Here is a 17,692-nt window from a genome sequence, read left to right as displayed (position 1 = left end):
TCGCAGCAGCGGCCGGAGAGTTGGCCACCGCCTTCGGCGTCACCGGTTGGCCTGATGGCACGGCCACGACTGCTGCACGGGTTTGCCTGCATGCATGGCTGGCTGAGCGCGGCGGCGCCGGAAACTTTGAGGGAGATGCGATCTTGGCGCGTTTACACCAGGTCATCGAACGGTTCGGAGAAAGCCGCTTTACCCGCTGGGAATCTGCCGCCGCCAAGATTGATGAGCACGGCCCACGCACGATTGATCGACTGGGCTTTCGCAAGACGATGGAACACGGCATGGGCGATGCACTGCACACCACCAACACCTACTACGTACTGCCGGAAGCCTGGAGGGCCGAAATTTTCAAGGGCATGAACATCAGTGCAGTGAACAAGGAGCTGCTGCAACGAGGCGTGCTGGAACCGTCCAGCGACGGCAAGGCGTCAAGTCTGGTTCGGTTACCCGGTCTGGGTCAGCAACGCTGCTACATCGTGAAGACGATTCCGGGCACGGAAGAGAGCGAGGCCGTGGCTGCCTGACGGCATGCCTGCTGATCGAGGTAGCGCCGGCTGATTACCGGCCTCGCCAGCCGTTCGACAACCATCCCAATCAACCGCAGTACACAGAGACAATACAGATGAACACTATCCAAGAACTGAAAGACCGCCGCGACACACTGACCCTCGAAATGGAGAGCATTCAGGCCGACCTGGCGCCCTTCGAAGAGGCGCTGGAAAGCCCAGAGGTTATCCAGCAAGGGCGCCAACGGGCAGTGCAGGATGAAATCAACGATCACAAAAGACGCATCGACTCGCGAAGCCTTGAGATCCGCAACCTGAATCAAAAAATTGATCGCCTTGAGACATTGGCGAACCGTGAGACCTTAGCTGCGGGCTATCTCAGCGATATGGCGAACTGGAAAGCCGACGAGACGGAACTCAACGAAAAGCGAAGCAGCATCGAGACCCGGTTGCAGCAGGTCCGCCAGAGCGATCAGGAAGACATGGCAAAGGCACGACAAGCTGAAACGGACGCTGCCACCGCTTATGCGCAGGCTGTCGCATGGGGCGATGTGGAGGGCGAGAAAACCGCTAACGCAGAAGCTCAAAAGGCAGCAAAAAACCTCACGGCGGCGGTTGAGCATCACCGCCGCCAACAACTGCTCATCAAGGCGCTGGAGCAGGAGTTGGTGACGATTGATCTGCACATTACGGAGGCACAAAAAGAACATGCCAAGATTGAAAAAGAAGCAGCACATCTGGCAAACACGGTATTAGAAGAAAAGTGGAATGAGGCCGCCCAAGCACTTCTGGAGACCGGCGGCAAACTGTGGGCTGCGCGAAGACTGATTAATCGAGATCCGGTTGCGCTGCTGAAGCTGGAAATCCCTGAGCAAGGTGAAAACTTCGGAAGCTGGACCTCTCGAGAACTTGCAGACCGCTCACACCAACACAGCCTGCTTGACCTGCTGGGAGCATAACCTGAATCCTCCCCGAAGCAACCAGCGAGGATCGGCTGCTTCGGGCCAACCATCGGTCTAACCATGAATAAACCACTACAGAACAGTGCTCAGATGCCGGATTACCTAAAGAACCGAAAGCTGCATTTGAACGGAATAATTGTCGGCATGGCCGGAATTAAAAAGCTCAACGCAAGAGGAATCAAAGAAACTAAAGTTGAGACGCTCACGATTGATGCAATCAAGGCAGAGCTTGATTTCATTGACCTCCAACTCAAAAGAAAGAGCGGGTGATGAAGAAGCGGAAGCTTAACTAGCTTCCGCTTCGGTAGCCCTCCGTTACAAAAAGACTATGATCTATAGCGGACCACTTTCGGCCAATAGCTACAGCTACCCGCTCTTAGCTTTATAAACTCTGAATTGCACGACTGAAGAACAGCCGTGCCACCTGGCTGCCTTATACTTCTTGAGTAGCCAACGCATACACATGCAACACGTTCAGTTCTTATACTCAAAAAATCAGAAAAAATATGCCTTCCTTAGAGCAACGAGTCAAATCACTTCGTCAGGTAAAAACTCGATTTTTATAGGCATTGGCGACATATCACCGCCGTGATCCTCACTCGATTTAAGCTGATGTATCTGGTCACGCAATCGACGTTCCCTAATATATTGTTTTTCGTGCGGATTCCAACTTTCTAGGTATATTGCTCGGAGATCATGGGGAACCATTTCAGATTCTTCCAATATCGTTGTTGCTGGAATTAGATCCTCAGGGATGGACGCAAGCCCTGCATTTGCTAATGTTGCGACACAATTTACAAGGTAGCTGAGACTCATTGCAACATCATAAACTGCTTCTCTGTTAGGGGAAACAACCCGGGCAATACGCCACGGCATTCTATCCAGTGTTAGATACCAAATTTTTTGTCCATGATTCGGCCCAGATTTTGAAGTAGAGCGCCTTAACCTAATGATTTCAAGATAGCAATTTACGTCATTCAAAATTAACTGCTCGAACCTTTCATCTGGCATATTGTGATGTTTAAACTTGCCATCTCGCCAAGCTGTTAATACACGATCCCGCTCATCATTATCGATAGCAGAGTCAGAGCTGGCAGGCATGTTTTCAGTTCGAATATCGAACTCCTTTAACAAATATTCGGCAATGTTTTCTTTGTAGTTGGTCTTGCCAATTATGCTTTCAGCGACTTTATTGAAAGTAGTGTTTTTTTGAATCGACGCGAAGTAAAACACATTAATTAATGTAGATGCTGTTCGTAACATTTTTATTATTGTGTCGTGGGATTCGCCAGCGTAGTGATTTGCCCACTCGAGCATTACAGGTCCTCTTATATGGGATACAAGCTCATCAATATAAGGACTCCAAGTTCTAAGTTTGTATCCCGCAAGTTTTGCACAGCTCAAAGCTTGCAGTATCGGTCGGCTATCAGCCGATAGGAGCGATTCTGCAACGCATCGAACAAGTATCGTAGTGTCTAGGAAAAGTAAATCTCCGCTTAACAGTTTTTTACATGCGACCTGAACATCCGGCGTGACCTGTAAGAAGCTATTAATTATGAACAAGTCAGATTTGGCCCTAATATAACTTTGAATCTCTGCATTAGAGGATCTTAAAATCTCAAACATCGCATGAGGTAGCAGATCTTTAACGGCGTCACGCAATGCAATATCCGGGATAGGGAAAGCTTCCAAATATAAATCCAGCAGACGCTCAGTATTTAATATATTTCCGGTGCCGTTTATCTCTCGACTTAGAGCAACACCTTGAGCGTTGAGATACCATAGAATGCATTTGTGGCCGATTTCGCCGAGATGCTCGCTTGAGAACTCGTAGTCTATCTCAAATTTTTCACAAGCCGATTCTACTGCACTTTTCATCGTTGCGCGAAAAAAAACCTCGCGATCTTGTGAGTCCAAGAAATTTTCTTCGATTCTTTTTTTATGTTCAAACGATAGTACATATCCACCAGCTTGAATATCGTGATGGATGATACTTTTGGCAGACAAATGTTGGATTCGACCCTTAACTATCTCACAGATTCTAGGCATGTGACTAGGCGGGAACATAGCGCTAATTTTTTTAACGATGTCCTCTAAACTATACGCCACATCTGGAGGACTACTGTCGCGGAGAGTATGCCCTATTAGGGCATCAAAGATACCTTTAGTAAGGTTTCCGCCTCGCGACCTATCGAGATTATTAGCTTCTAGATACTGGAGCCCAACTCTTTCCTCCATTTCGCTTAGGACTTGGCTGTACAAGTGAACAGGTTTGACTGACTCATAAAACGGCGCAAGCAGTATCGAACAATAACCGTCGACCAACTTAACCCTATGATCACTTGTTTTATATCGCTGTACAAACCAAGCCTTATCACGCACATCCAAGATGATCTTATGTTTGGTCCTAAGTTCTTTCTTGGTTACATCCAGCTTGGTACTGATCGTTGCAGTGGTGCAGTAGACGAGGGTGTGTGGTAACCCTCTATTATTAAGAATGAGTTTCTCTACTGTCGCGAGGACTTTTGTTCTCGCTTTGTCCGCCGGAGAAATACAGCTTTGAACAACTAGCTCGATCGTATCCTGTTCTGTATAGATATACGCATCCATGCCACCATCTTTTTTCGCTCCCAACCCTTGAAGTTCGGGATAGTCATCAGTCAGAAAAGCGTTAGCAAAACGCTCAAACATAGGACCTTGTTCTTCCGTGGTCAACGTAAATGCTTGCGCAAGCTTACTATCCATTAAGCTACCTCTGAGTGAGCGATGTGTCGATGATGAAATCGTTTGATTGTATCTGAGATGTTCATGCTACGGCTATACAGCCGTAGCACATCACTTTCAGCTCTCCTTGCTCAACTCACAAACCTTGCTGGATAGTCGTTTCATCTACATAACGACGCGTGCAGGCCCGATGACTTGACCGTTTTCAATTGGATGGGATCGACGTCAAACCGACTCACTTCCAGATTGAACGTCCGGTATTGGCTGATTGAGTAAAAAAAAGTCGGTTTTGCCAAAATGGACTGATCGTTGGTCTATGAAAACGCCTTTTTCGTACGCGAATACGTGAAATCTGGTTCAAAATACCTCTACGGCGGACCAAGAATTTAATCTCGAGCGAGTACTTTTCTGCCGTGAAAGCCATGGCCGACTGTTTTCAACGACGCGCTATCGTTTATTCAAAATCTCAACTGCTCTTACACCCGCGAAGGTAAGCTCAGTTAGAAGGTCATTATCTTCATCATCTGAGGTATCGCGCCACGATTTTTGAAGCATTTGCGATAAGGGAATTCCAAAAGCTTCAGCTATGGGGATGAATGCAGCAAGGGTTTGTATAGCAACTTTTATTCGAGTTGAGTCATGATTATCATAGTTTTTAATGTATTTGAAAGTATCAGGATGAGATCCCGGCGGGCTAATACTTTCTGAAGTGAGACATACAGGTATGCCATTTTTTTCTATGTTAGTAATGAAGTCTTTGATATCCAAAAACGGTATCGTTCTCCATACATTTATAAGCTTAATTTTTACATAAAAATCAAGAGACCATCCGGCTTTTTCTTGGAGTGCTCGTTGTGATTCTATTATTCCCATAAGAACATTGAAAACAAAATTCAGATCTACTATATGAGCTTCATCTAGTTTGGACTTGAATAGCAAATCAACGTAATCCTTTCCAAAATTATATGGTGACAGCACCCCACTTAAAAAATATGGAGTTCCGCTCCACCATGTAAGTGGAATTACGACATCTCCGCTTAAGTCGTAATTAATGTTCCATGTGAGATTTGATTTGGTGGGGTCATTGTTTAGACACTGTCGAGCAACAATTCCTTTAGAACTTGAATAGATAGTTTCGAATGGAAGTGAGCTTATTCGGGCATCACGATTGTTCAGTGCCTCCCTGGCTATGTCTACATTCATAGAAAAGTCTGATCTCGGTATTTGCCAAAGATTGGGTGAAATTAGGATTCTAAGATGTGGCGCATCTGACTCGCTATCTGAAAGCTCAAGATCTTTATCAATCCATTTCTTGTAAAGATCCACGGTTTCTTTTGATCGTTGAAACATTTTTTCGATCATGTGGCGATCAGTTTCCGGAACTGGCTCGGAGCCATCAGCGATTCGGCGGTAAATGGATCCCTTATTGTGGACATGCGGCGCTTCAATACTTTGCGGCACTACAACACATATAATAGCTCGGGATGGAGCTAGATTTAAAAGTTCGTTAGGTCCGTGGATAGCTTTGGCTAAATAATGACATGACGGGCTGATCAAATAGGATACTGCTTGCCTGATCTTTTGCAATGCTGCATCTATCTGGTCGCTCTCAATGCCTATGAATTCGCCCGCGACAGAATTTTCCTTTGATTCTTCTTTTATCCCATAGAATATCCAGCCGCCATAGCTGTTAGCCAAAGCAGATACCGATTTAGCGATAGATTGTGCATTAGGAACTTCCTGCTTGTATTCAATGTACCAGCCTTCAGGAACCGTTTTAAGAGAAACTAGGTCGTCGCCTACTATGCTATCTATATCTTTTTCAAAAGGTGTGTATTGGTTCATAGATAAAATCCTTCTTTCCTTTAAGATTTTCTACTGCACTATGGATTGCCTGGGATAATAGTTTTTACTTAACTTTTCTTGCTCAAAAGGTCGCCGACGAGAGCGTGACGCTGCTCCACCGTTTTTCCAGAGGATACGTCAGTAACCGCGTAGAGCTCTAATTGCGCTGCTGGTTTCTAGAGCTTTGGTATCCAAATTGGTTAGTGCACCCTCACCATTGGTGTGCAGTTCGGTCGCGCTCGTTGCCGGTAGGTAGACTGTGAGTTCCTCTATATGCTTGCGCTTAAAGCTTCCTGGTTCAACTTGAGCCGTTCTAGCGCATCAGCGACGTTTTGGGCAGTTTGATCATTCATGATTGGTCGTCCTTCCCTGAGTTGTGATGCCCTCACCAACTGCGTACCGAGGCGGTAAGGGCGATCCTGCATTATAGACCGCTAATTTTCGCCGGTTTCTTGAAGCCCCAGCATTTCGTCGTGGTTTTTACAGACGATGCTGTCCACTGCTTTCTGCCCAAAAAAGCTGTGGCTTGGTGCAGCGCATTAGCGAATTGGTGAGGTCGGTACCAATGATCGACTCAATGCGGCTGGTATCAAACAGTTCGACTAGGTCGAGGTATGTTCAGCGCGATAAACTGGGAATTCTTGGAGTGGTTGTACACGATGCCCTTGGAGCCCCAGAAGCGCGCTCCAGAAGTCCACGACCACGTCCGCTAGCGGCTACTCGACGGTGTCGGGGGCGTCCAAATCCGGAACAGGTAGACCATGGTGTTGAACGGGTTCGTGATCTCAGCACTCAGCAGATCCCGCATTGATCGATTGCGGCTACGCGTCAGCTTTTTTAGTAACATCAGGCGATGTTTCGACAGGATGACCTTTTGCGCGATGGTGATAGTGCCAGATCGAACGTCTGCTATTGGCCGAGGCTGTGCAAAAACGTCTATGAGCGCGTCAGGTGCCCAAACCAGGGCGGAAATCGCGTTTCTACGCTAAATACACCTCTGCAAACGTGCCGATAAATTTCAGATTTAACCTAGACGTGTGCAAGTCAATTTTAGCGAAGCGTTTTTACACACTCTGGGCCGGTAGCGGCCCTTTTAAGTGAAGGGCTCTAGTCCGATGAAAGTCGCCTTAATCATCAAAAAACGCTCATCGCATAGCATTCAATGATGTAACAACTATTTGCCATGTAACACGCCTATCAGCAGATCGCTCACAAATGTGTAACGCCATAGAAGTTATTTAAAATCATATAGTTACAGAATCATGCAACACGAGGAACAGCCGTAACACGTTTTATTTGAGCATCCCCTAGCCCCATTACTATTACTCCTCCAGCGAAGCGAGGTAGGCCATTTTCTTGGCTTTAGTTCGATAATGGGGACCCTGGAGCCTTCTTGAAGGTACGGGGTAGGAAACCCGCGTGATCGTGTCAGAGGAAACGTGCCCAGCTTAGTGAACAGGTGAACCGGGTGAACTGCTGTTCACCAGTGCATTTACCCTATGAATCGAGAAGCCGCTGGGGCCCTGGGCTTTTCGGACACGGGGCATAGAACCCGCGCGTTCGTGTTAGCGGATGGATTTTTTAAGTTGGTTGACACCCATCACCATGGTTGACGCCATGCAGATGTTCACTATCTGCAACAGATACAGCCACCTTTACCGAAGCTGTAACGATGGCCCTTTTTCTTCACGATCCTTTCAATTTCAACGATTGAAATTTCAGTAACTTCCGGCACCTCCCACTAACTCGATCCCGCGGGTTTCATGCCCCGTGTAACGCGAAATCTCTCAGGGTCCCCAGCGCGATTTCCTGTCATCGAGAGGCGGAACCGACGAAATTCGCTTGTTAGGCCGGAACGCAAAGCGCCTGCCCACAACCGAGGATGCTGACTTTGACGTTACACGCATGGGCAGCGTTACATCGGGTGTACGCTAAGTTGCTCAACTGTGTAACGGGCATGAAAGCCAATGAAACCGGGCGTTTGGTGACGGGCGTTACACCCGTAACACCGGTTACACCAGTTTTGGAGGGGGCCGGATATGTACTCTCAATACAGCCATTCAAAATTGGCCCTACACCACATTGTTGGCCTCTCGTGAATCAAGATGACCAGCGTGATTTCCGATCACCAGGTGGTGTGGAGAGCTGATATGCAACGCCACTGGTTGGAGGTAGATTGACTACCTGACAACACGGTGGGAGAGCATCATGGAAGACAACCCTTTGCTTGCGTCCTTACTCAAGCGCATGAATGAAAACCAACTGGCGCTGGGGGCAGCTATCGAGGAGCTATCAAACTGGGTTGAGCAAAGAGGATCCACAGAAGTGGCACAGAACATCCGAGGGGCACTAGAAACCCTGGATGGAAATGCAGGATTCATCGCCCTTGCCCTCGCCTCACTGTCGGCAGAAGGTCGGACAAACAAGTGACTACCTGGCCGAAATGGCTACACATCACCTACCAACTGGTGGTGCTTTACCTAGCGGGAATACCACTAGATCTGCAGGCATAAGCAAGCAGCGTGTATGCCCACATGTATGCCTAACTGACAACCTAAGCACAAAACCCTTTAAATACATAGCACTACAAGATCAGTTCAAATGACTGTGTACCACCAAGTACTAAAAACGGCTTACCGAAAGGTAGGCCGTTTTTTTATGCCCGCAGGAAAGTCTCGCCAAGGTGCTTACGCTCAAAAATACTTCCCATCTGTATTTTGACGCCCCCAGGAGCCGCTGTTAGTGTCCAGCCTCCCCCACCACGGAGCGCTCCCGATGCAACTGGACATCTACCAAGTCGACGCCTTCAGCCAGCACGCCTTCGGCGGCAATCCCGCAGCGGTATGCCCGCTCACCGAGTGGCTGACGGACGAGCAACTGCAACACATCGCCGCTGAAAACAATCTGTCGGAAACCGCGTTCTTCGTACCCCGTGGTGACCTTTATGAACTGCGCTGGTTTACCCCGGAGGTCGAAGTGGACCTGTGTGGTCACGCCACCCTGGCAGCGGCGTGGGTGCTGATTCACAAGTTGCCGGACGCGCCCGCCGTGTTGCGCTTCGCCACGCGCAGCGGCGAGCTGCGGGTGACGCGCAACGGCGATGAACTGGCCATGGACTTCCCGGCCAGGCAACCGGAACGCTGCGAGCCGCCAAGCGGAATGCTAAGTGCATTGGGGATCGAAAACGCCGAGGTGTTCGGCACCGATGACTATATCGTGCTGGTGGAAGATGAAGCACAAGTGGCCGCACTCGCGCCGGATTTCGCAAGGCTCAAGGGCCTGCCCAAACGCGGGATTGCCGTCACTGCCAGGAGCACGCGCTTTGACTTTGTTTCGCGCTGGTTCGGCCCGAATGTGGGGGTCAATGAAGACCCGGTCACAGGCTCCGCGCATACGTCGCTGGCACCGTTCTGGGCCGAGCGCCTGGGCAAATCGCAATTGACCGCCGAGCAAGGCGGCACGCGCAAAGGTCAATTGCGCTGCGAGCTGCAGGGTGACCGGGTCATCATCTCCGGTAAAGCCGTGCTGTACATGCAGGGTGTGATTTATCTGTGAACGAGGCGGCTTGCCTTACGTCAAGCCGCTTTCATCCTGGCAGCCTTCAGGCCACCACATTCGGCGTTCTTATACGCTGGTCCGCCAAGTCGATGGTCAGGTCGTGGCGTGGCAGGGGGCTCAACGTATCGTTGAGGTTCATGCGCAACGGTTTGTCCGCATTGGCTCCGTATTCAAAGTCGACGTTGACGTGCTTTTGCGTGTGACTGAGCGACGCGCTGCTGAAAAAACTGAGCGTGGTCAGGGCCGGTAATGACATGCCATGGGTCTGGGTCGCGGTGTAGTTCATGCTCATGCTTTTCACACGCAGGTTGTTGGGATCTTTCAGCGCTCGCTTGATCAACGGCTCGGTGCTTTCGCCCGCCAGGTGACGGCGCTCGATCGTGCGCAGAACCTGCGGTTTGAGTTCCATGCCGAGCGTCACAGAGGTGCCTTCACCCTGCTGCAGCTGTTGGATGATCCGCGCGAACTGCGGGTCCTCCCCGAGCCACTGCACGATGGCGGCCTTGTTGCCCGGCGCGACATCGTCCAGCCAGGCAAATCGCCCGTTGTCCTGCAGCCCCACCCTTGTCACGCTGGATTCGACCGACGCCAGCTGACGCAAACCGGCTTTCATCAGGGTGTGCTGGGTCATGCATTTTTCCAGCGACTGGCCGATGGCGTGGTAGTCATCCAGCTTTGTCGCTGAAGGAGGATGCGCCGCCATGAAGCGCTGCAACATTGCCAACTGCTCCTGCGGGTCAGCCGACGGTGCCATGACGGCCAGGTCCTGCCTGAACTGCGGTGAGTACTGCGACAGACGCTTGTGGATATCCTCGATCTGAGCCTGCGTTACCGGTTGCGCAGGCTTGAAGGACAAATCGACGGCCCGGGATTGCCCACGGTCGAATTTCACCCTGGCCGACACTTCCGGCAAGGCAAAGGCGATAGCCGTCGGCCCGCCCGCTTCACCTCTGCCCAGCGCCAGCGCGTTGACCGGTGCGAAGTTGGCCCCTGCTTCAGCCTCCCTCAGCCATTGCGCGTTGCGCCCTTCGTGACGGTGGGTGTCCGTCGCTGAACGTACGCCGGACCGGCTCGCATCCGCGTGTACCAGGTTGAGGTGGCCCACCCCGCCGATACCGGCGCGTATCACCGAGTCGAACTCGGCAATATTTTCCTGGGGGCTGTACATCAGCCGCAGTTGGGCAAGCCCATCCAGACTCAGATCAGCGCTGACCTTGGAACCTTCTCCAGACGCGTGTTCCTTGCCCAACGCCAACAAGTCCTGGAACCCTCCGGACTGCCCCGTCAGGATCGACATCATCTTGCCGAAGTCAGCCTCCCTCACGTCGAAACCAATGCTCGTCTCCCTGCTTTTCTCAACGCTCGCCAACAACTCACCCGCCACCCTCAGACCAGGCCCCACGGCGCCACCGCCCTGGCCTAACGTCACCCCCAGCCCCACGGAGCCGGTCATGCGCCGCTTGTCGTCGGTGCTGATCTCAACGTGTGCACCCTGGTCGGTACGACTGATGCTCACACCATGGGTATGGGACTTCGAGGCCTCCAGGAAAAACTCCAACGGCGCCACCGGTTTTACGCCGGTCACTATCACACCCAGCGCCTGGCCCTGGGTTCGACTGGGGCTGAGGGTCTGACCACTTTGCAGTTGCCGCACTTGCTGCGTCATGGCGTCCTGTATGGACGCATCGGCGGGCAATCCCAGCAGCCCCGACAGGTGCCAATGCAAGGCAGACCCTGGAGTGCCAAGATCCTTGGCCAGCAGTTTGAAGTTGTCATACAGCGATTCGGCCTGGTCGTAGCTGACAATCTGCTGGCTGGACAATTTGTGCACCGGGCCCTCTTCAAAGCCTTTAATCACCGCCTGAAGCGACGCCTCGATTCTTTTCAAGGCGCTCGGGCTATGGCCGGACGTGCTGCTCAGTGCCTCAACCATCCCGGCCAACTGTTCAAGTGTGCGGGCATGGTGAATCAAATCACCCTCGACGAGCGCCGAAGGATGACTGAGATCTCGCTGACGCTCCGGCTTCCACTCGGGCAACCTCAAGCCCTGCCCTTCGAAGTTGGCCAGCAGCGCGGCGGTGGGCTTTTGTGATGAAGGTTCGACCCGCTTGAACGCTTCAAACAAGCGGTGCAGCGTCGACTCGGCGCTCACCACCGTGCGGCTGAGCCTGGGCTGTGAGTCAACTGTCAGCCCATGCAGGTCGCCTAACAGGCGGGCGCACGCCTGGCTGCTTTTTTCGACCTTGAGCAGCGCCTGGCTGAGCTGCCCGGCCAGTGCCTGTCGCGGCCCGGGCTCGCTCAGGGCCGCAAGGCGAGTGCTCAGGCCGGCGCCAACCGGCTTGCTCCTGGAGAGCGACTCGAGCTGTTGGTGCAGGCGCTTGTCGTCGGCGTATACGCTCTCCAATCCCCGGCGACCCTGCATGTGATGCGCAATGGACCGGCCTTTCTCACCCAGCGCCTGCAAAGGATGGAAGTGCGCCTTGATCCCCTGGAAAAAATGGCGCTTGGTGGGTATCCCTTCGCGTGTTTGCCCAAGCACATTACTGCTGGCCGTCAGCGCGCCCCCTGACACAGGCGTGCGCATCTGGCCGGCCGCTAACGTATCGGCCAATGAAGCCTCCGGCACCGCCGCTTGCACTGGCCCCCATGTCATTGCGCCTGGGTCTGCGTTGTCCAATCGATGAAATTGCTTGTCCCAGCCGCCAATCAAGTGTTTGTCAGCCCCCATCCGCAGGGACTCCAAAGACTGACCCTGCGGCAGTTCAACCTTGCTCCAGCGCGGCGCGGCACCCTCGCGGCCTTGCCAGGCGTGGCGATCAAGCTTGAATAATTCGCCCCTCTGAGTGTGTGCATAAAGATTCGCTTCATGATCCAGCGCCAGTGTTTTGATGGCGAGCGCCGGTGAAGGCCGCAACGGGCCGACTGCCCCGTCCACACAGGCCTGGAGCTGATGGTCTTTATCGACGCTTACAAAGTTGCGGCCGTCGGCTACCGCGAAGCCTGTGAGCGGACGCTGAATATCGCCCGCAAGCACTTCCTCAAGTGACACCTGGGGACGAGGCTTGGGCAGTGCACTCAATTCATGACTGGCGCCCTCGAAGACCGGGTCACGCACCTTTGTGACAGTCACCGCTTTGAGTTGCCCTGCTTGCAGCACATAGGCGCGTCCATCCAGGCCCCGCTCCAGATGGGACACGCCCTCTTGTGCGCATTTGTCCCAACGTTGCGCTGCCGCATCCCAGCTCAGCAATGTGCCTGAATCAAACGCCACCTTGCCGCGCAGCCCGAGATCGACGGCTGTGGTCAGTGCCTGCTGGCTGGGCAACGGCAGGCCTTTCTCGATGCCCTTGACCAGCACGTCGCTGAGGTTCCACGCCGGGCGCAGTCCGCCAGCCCTCTCCAAAGGCACGCTGTGCAATTGCTGCCGGGCATCACGAGCCTGGGCATTGAGCTGCCCGGCGTCATCATGGAAGAACCCCTCGACGCGTACCGCGCCCTTCAGCGCTTGCTCCAGCGGTACGAGCGATTGCGCAACCATCGGCAACGTGCCGTCCCGCGCCAGCCGCAGGTCCGCGCGCAGCAGTTCACCGTCAGCCGTGGCGCCGTACAGCGTACTGCCAGACAAGCCGATTCGGCTGAGTTGCACAGGCGCGCCGCGCTCATCGAGCGGACGTACAACCGCCGCGTCGGCACCTTGAATCTGCACCACCGATACGCCCTGAGCCTGGCTCAACACCGCCGAGGTCCGCCCCTGCGCGCTGCTGTCCAGTGCCTCCCGAGGGGTCTTCAACAGTTGCCCCTCACGGGTCAGCCCGATACGGCTGTAGGTCCGGTTGTCGGCGTCGGGTAGCCAGGACAGGGCAAGGGGTTCGAAGCGATACAGGCGTCCCTGGTCCAACCGAAATTGCTTGCCGTCGGCGCTCGTCTGCACTCCGCTGACGCTTCCCAAGTGCCCGCGACCGGGGCTCAATGGCGATACGCAACCTGCGTCGCCATCGGTTTCGGGCAGGCTGCTTCTGAAGACCGCCGCAACAGCAGGGGTGGGCTGAATATGAAACAGGTAATCTCGCTCATCCCTGAAACGCAAGGTGCCGGCAACCGAGGCGCCATCGGCCACATAATGCTTGTCTGGCGCATTGAGATGGCGGGCGATATCACGTCCCGCGAGGGTCGTATCAGGTTCCAGCCGCCCGCCTTTGAGGCGGATATCGAACAGCATTGAAGCGGGGTTCAACGATTGATAAGAGGGCAGCGGCTGGACAGGCTCTGTGGCCGAGCTGGAAGATGCATTAACGGCGTGAGCATGCTCGATACCGTCAAGTTTTGCGTGAGGCAGCCCCTCTAATCTTCTGTGCATAGCAGGCTCCAGAAATAGATAAATACTGTTACCGAGTGAGCATTTGCCTCGTTTTGGTTCCAGCGTGGCGCCATAAACCCAGCCCTGTCCCCGTCTCTACTGCGCTAAAGTCTGCTGACAGGAAGACCAGATCATTCTCAAAATGAACGGAGTTCAACGCGTGCTTTTTATTTCCCGCCGTCAACTATCAACCGTTGCCATCACGCTCGCCCTGGCTGGCTGCCACACCACGATCAATGAACACCCCCCCGCACCGGAGCTGGGTTCGGGCTATCGCGCCGATCTCGTCACGCGTCACGCCGCGCGCCATATGGCTGCCGCCGCCAACCCGCTCGCCGCCGAAGCCGGACGCGACATGTTGCGCCAGGGCGGTTCGGCCATTGACGCCGCGATCGCCATGCAAGCGGTGCTGACGCTGGTGGAACCGCAATCGTCCGGCATCGGCGGCGGCGCATTCATCATGCTGTGGGATGGCAAAAACCTGCGAGCCTACGACGGCCGTGAAACCGCCCCGGCCGGCGCGACAGAGCGGTTGTTTCTGAACGCCGACGGTACGCCCATGGCGTTCACCGATGCGCAGATTGGCGGGCGTTCGGTGGGCACGCCGGGGGTGTTGCGGGCACTGGAAATGGCCCACAGCAAGAGCGGCCGCCTGCCATGGTCCAAGCTGTTCGAACCGGCGATTCGTCTGTCCGAACAGGGTTTCGCGATCTCCCCGCGCCTGCACAGCTTGATTGCCGCCGACCGCTTTATTGCGCAATCGCCGGACATGGCCGCTTACTTTCTGAATGCCGACGGGTCGCCAAAAGCTACCGGTACATTGTTGAAGAACCCGGCACTGGCGAAGGTGTTCAAACGTATCGCCAAGGAGGGCCCCGACGCGCTGTATCACGGCCCGATTGCCGATGAAATCGCCCGCAAGGTGCAGGGCAATCGCAATGCCGGCAGCTTGACCCAGGCGGACCTTCAAGGCTACGCCGCCAAGGAGCGCACGCCGTTGTGCACCGATTACAAACAATGGAAGGTGTGCGGCATGCCGCCGCCTTCGTCGGGCGGGATCGCTGTTGCGCAAATCCTCGGCACATTGCAGGCGCTGCAAACGCGCGATCCGCGCCTGGCCATCGCGCCGATGACGCCGCTCAAGAGCCCCTCGCCCGCCGGGCTTGAACCTACGCCCGAGGCCGTGCATCTGATCGCCGAAGCCGGGCGCCTGGCGTTCGCCGACCGGGCGCTGTACGTGGCTGATGCGGACTTCACCCCGGTGCCGGTTGCCGGCCTCGTTGCGCCAGACTATCTGGCCCGGCGCGCCGCACTGATCGGTGAACGCAGCATGGGCATCGCCACGCCGGGTCAACCGGCAGGCCTGCAGGTGGCTTACGCGCCGGACCGTTCGCCCCTGCGCATTTCCACCTCGCAAGTGGTGGCCGTGGATGACCAGGGCGGCGCCGTGTCGATGACCACCACGGTCGAGGCGGCGTTCGGCTCCCATGTCATGGTCCAGGGCTTTTTGCTCAATAATCAGATGACCGACTTCTCGTTCATTCCCGAAGAAAACGGCCAACCCGTCGCCAACCGCGTGCAACCCGGCAAACGCCCGCGTTCGGCCATGGCGCCGACCCTGGTATTCGACCGTCAGAGCGGTGAGTTGCTGGCCACCGTCGGTTCGCCGGGGGGCTCGCAGATCATCGAGTACGTGAGCAAAACACTGGTCGCGATGCTGGACTGGAAACTCGACCCACAGGCCGCTATCAGCCTGCCGAACTTCGGCAGCCGCAATGGCGCAACCGAGCTGGAGGCCGGGCTGTTCAGCCCGGGCGTGAAGCAGGCCTTGAAGAGCAAAGGTCATGAGCTGAGCGAAATTGACATGACCAGCGGCGTCCAGGCGATCGTTCGCACGCGTGATGCCCAGGGTCAGGTGTCATTGAGCGGTGGTGCAGACCCGCGCCGTGAAGGCGAAGCGTTGGGCGACTGATTCAACCTAGGGTGGCGAGGGCGCTTGCTCCCTCACCCCCCATTTAAGCCCCGTAACGGACGGTCAGCGATTCGCGATCAGATGTGAACCGAACAAGACGTAGCATCCCCCGGCAAAACGATCGAGCCATTTCCGCGAACGGCTGTAAAGAGTGGCCATGCGTTCGCTGGAAAACAGCAGTGCCACACTGGTGTACCAACTGAACGACAAGGTCGCCATGACGATCACCGCCAACGTCAGCAACACCGGCGAAGGCGACGGCGGCATGGTGGATGCGAAGATAGTGGCGACGAACAGCGCCGCCTTGGGGTTGGACAGGTTACCCAACAGCCCCAGACGCCAGGCGGAAAACAACGAGCGCCGCGCCGCGTCCGGCAGCGGGCTCTGGCCCATGCTGGTTGCCGAGCGCTTGAACAGTTTCAGCCCCAGATAAATCAAATAGCAGCCACCGATGATCTTGAACGCCAGGTACAACATAGGCGCGGCCGTAAACAGCGACTTGATCCCCAGCCCACCCGCCAACCCCCACAGGATCGTACCGGTGGCCACGCCCGCCGAAGCCACTACACCATGTCGGCGCGAACAGCTGGCGGCCAATTGGGCGGTGTTGAAGAAGTTGGGCCCGGGCGTGACCACGGCCACCGTCCACAGCAGGGCCAACGAGACCAGCGGCGCCACATACGCGGGGTTGAACAGTTCCATCGCGGCCAGCTCCTTCAAGGCAATACGCAGCCTGGATCATAGGCCTGGCCGAACAACTGCACAATCGTACAAGACCCCGGCAGACAAGGGGCGCAGACTCGGCTAACGTGTTTCCACCTCCTTTTGTGACAGTCACCATGGGCAACCCTACCCACACGCTGGACTGGCTGCACCGCGCGCCGCACGCCAGTGGCCTGGACCGTATCGAAGCCTACTTTGCCGGCTTCGCGTTCGACCCTCATCGCCATGACACCTACGCCATCGGGCGTACGCTGTTCGGTGTGCAGAGTTTCCACTATCGCGGCGGCATGACCCACAGTTTGCCCGGCACCACCATGGTGATTCACCCCGATGAAGTCCATGACGGCCGCGCGGGCAGCGATGAGGGTTTCAAGTACCGGATGATCTACGTGGAACCGGCGCTGATCCAGCAGATCCTCGGCGGCAAGCCGCTGCCCTTCATACCCGGCGGCGTGTCCACCGACCCGCGGCTGCACCGCGCCAGCGAGGTATTGCTGCAAAGCCTGGATTGCCCGATCGACCCGATGCAGGAGCAGGACGCCATGTTCGACCTGGCCCATACGCTCAGCGCTGCGTCCGGCGTCATCACCCACCGCAAATCCTTTGATTACATCGCCGCCGAGCGCGCCCGGGAATTTATCCACAGCGCCCTGGGCCGCAGCATCACCCTGGATGAAATCGCTGATCACGCCGGGCGCGACCGCTGGGCGTTGTCGCGGGATTTTCGCTTGCTGTTCGGCACCAGCCCCTACCGCTACCTGACCATGCGCCGGCTGGACCTGGTGCGCCAATTGCTGGCCCAGGGCGTGTCCCTGGTGGATGCCGCGATGAGCGCCGGCTTCACCGACCAGAGCCACATGACCCGGCAATTTCGCAGCACCTACGGCATGCCACCGTCGCGCTGGGTAAAGATGCTCGGACGCTGACTCAAGACCTGATGCTTTTTGTAGGAGCGAGCTTGCTCGCGAAAAACGCCAACGATAACGCGTGCTTCCTGAATGAACGCGGTGCCTGTGAGTTTTTCGCGAGCAAGCTCGCTCCTACA

The 17,692-nt window shown here is 55.1% G+C and carries 10 protein-coding genes and 1 pseudogene; 7 read left to right on the top strand and 4 right to left on the bottom strand.

The annotated features are described in order from the left end of the window. The 3 genes and pseudogenes from BFP90_RS10415 to BFP90_RS10405 form a co-directional block, all read left to right on the top strand. Positions 1-524, top strand: a pseudogene (locus tag BFP90_RS10415) (DNA/RNA helicase, superfamily II protein); the annotation flags it as partial. A gap of 98 nt (positions 525-622) precedes the next feature. Next, on the top strand, positions 623-1,465 hold the full coding sequence (locus BFP90_RS10410; RefSeq protein WP_065896604.1) for a chromosome segregation protein SMC: 843 nt from the start codon (positions 623-625) through the stop codon (positions 1,463-1,465). A gap of 63 nt (positions 1,466-1,528) precedes the next feature. After that, complete coding sequence (locus BFP90_RS10405; RefSeq protein WP_065896603.1) at positions 1,529-1,738, top strand: hypothetical protein; 210 nt, start codon at positions 1,529-1,531, stop codon at positions 1,736-1,738. A 258-nt stretch (positions 1,739-1,996) separates the two neighbouring features. Here BFP90_RS10405 and BFP90_RS10400 read toward each other — a convergent pair whose 3' ends face one another. Both BFP90_RS10400 and BFP90_RS27270 read right to left on the bottom strand, forming a co-directional pair. Then, positions 1,997-4,213: a hypothetical protein gene (locus BFP90_RS10400; RefSeq protein WP_065896602.1), complete on the bottom strand. Its 2,217-nt coding sequence runs from the start codon at positions 4,211-4,213 to the stop codon at positions 1,997-1,999. A gap of 426 nt (positions 4,214-4,639) precedes the next feature. Continuing rightward, positions 4,640-6,037: an AlbA family DNA-binding domain-containing protein gene (locus BFP90_RS27270; protein ID WP_083203209.1), complete on the bottom strand. Its 1,398-nt coding sequence runs from the start codon at positions 6,035-6,037 to the stop codon at positions 4,640-4,642. Positions 6,038-8,245: 2,208 nt separating this feature from the next. Here BFP90_RS27270 and BFP90_RS10395 point away from each other — a divergent pair. Then, on the top strand, positions 8,246-8,467 hold the full coding sequence (locus BFP90_RS10395) for a hypothetical protein (RefSeq protein WP_065896601.1): 222 nt from the start codon (positions 8,246-8,248) through the stop codon (positions 8,465-8,467). A 345-nt stretch (positions 8,468-8,812) separates the two neighbouring features. Next, positions 8,813-9,592 (top strand): PhzF family phenazine biosynthesis protein, encoded by a 780-nt coding sequence (locus tag BFP90_RS10390; protein WP_065896600.1) that lies wholly within the window; start codon positions 8,813-8,815, stop codon positions 9,590-9,592. A 46-nt stretch (positions 9,593-9,638) separates the two neighbouring features. On the opposite strand, the gene BFP90_RS10385 is transcribed toward BFP90_RS10390, so the two are convergent. Further along, positions 9,639-13,814, bottom strand: a complete 4,176-nt coding sequence (locus BFP90_RS10385; RefSeq protein WP_065896599.1) for an AvrE-family type 3 secretion system effector — start codon at positions 13,812-13,814, stop codon at positions 9,639-9,641. Positions 13,815-14,094: 280 nt separating this feature from the next. Here BFP90_RS10385 and ggt point away from each other — a divergent pair, with 280 nt between their 5' ends. Further along, the gene (gene ggt / locus BFP90_RS10380; RefSeq protein ID WP_065896598.1) at positions 14,095-15,924 is read left to right on the top strand and encodes a gamma-glutamyltransferase; all 1,830 of its coding nucleotides are present in this window, start codon (positions 14,095-14,097) and stop codon (positions 15,922-15,924) included. Between the two features lie 63 nt (positions 15,925-15,987). Here ggt and BFP90_RS10375 read toward each other — a convergent pair whose 3' ends face one another. Continuing rightward, the gene (locus BFP90_RS10375) at positions 15,988-16,626 is read right to left on the bottom strand and encodes a LysE family translocator (protein ID WP_065896597.1); all 639 of its coding nucleotides are present in this window, start codon (positions 16,624-16,626) and stop codon (positions 15,988-15,990) included. Positions 16,627-16,763: 137 nt separating this feature from the next. On the opposite strand from BFP90_RS10375, the gene BFP90_RS10370 reads away from it, so the two are divergent. Further along, a complete protein-coding gene (locus BFP90_RS10370; protein ID WP_065891750.1) occupies positions 16,764-17,573 on the top strand; it encodes an AraC family transcriptional regulator in 810 nt (269 codons plus the stop codon). The last annotated feature ends 119 nt before the right edge of the window (positions 17,574-17,692 follow it).

This window comes from Pseudomonas sp. 24 E 13 (assembly GCF_900004715.1).
GTDB classification, from domain to species: domain Bacteria; phylum Pseudomonadota; class Gammaproteobacteria; order Pseudomonadales; family Pseudomonadaceae; genus Aquipseudomonas; species Aquipseudomonas orientalis_A.
This window is presented reverse-complemented; position numbering and strand designations above follow the sequence as displayed.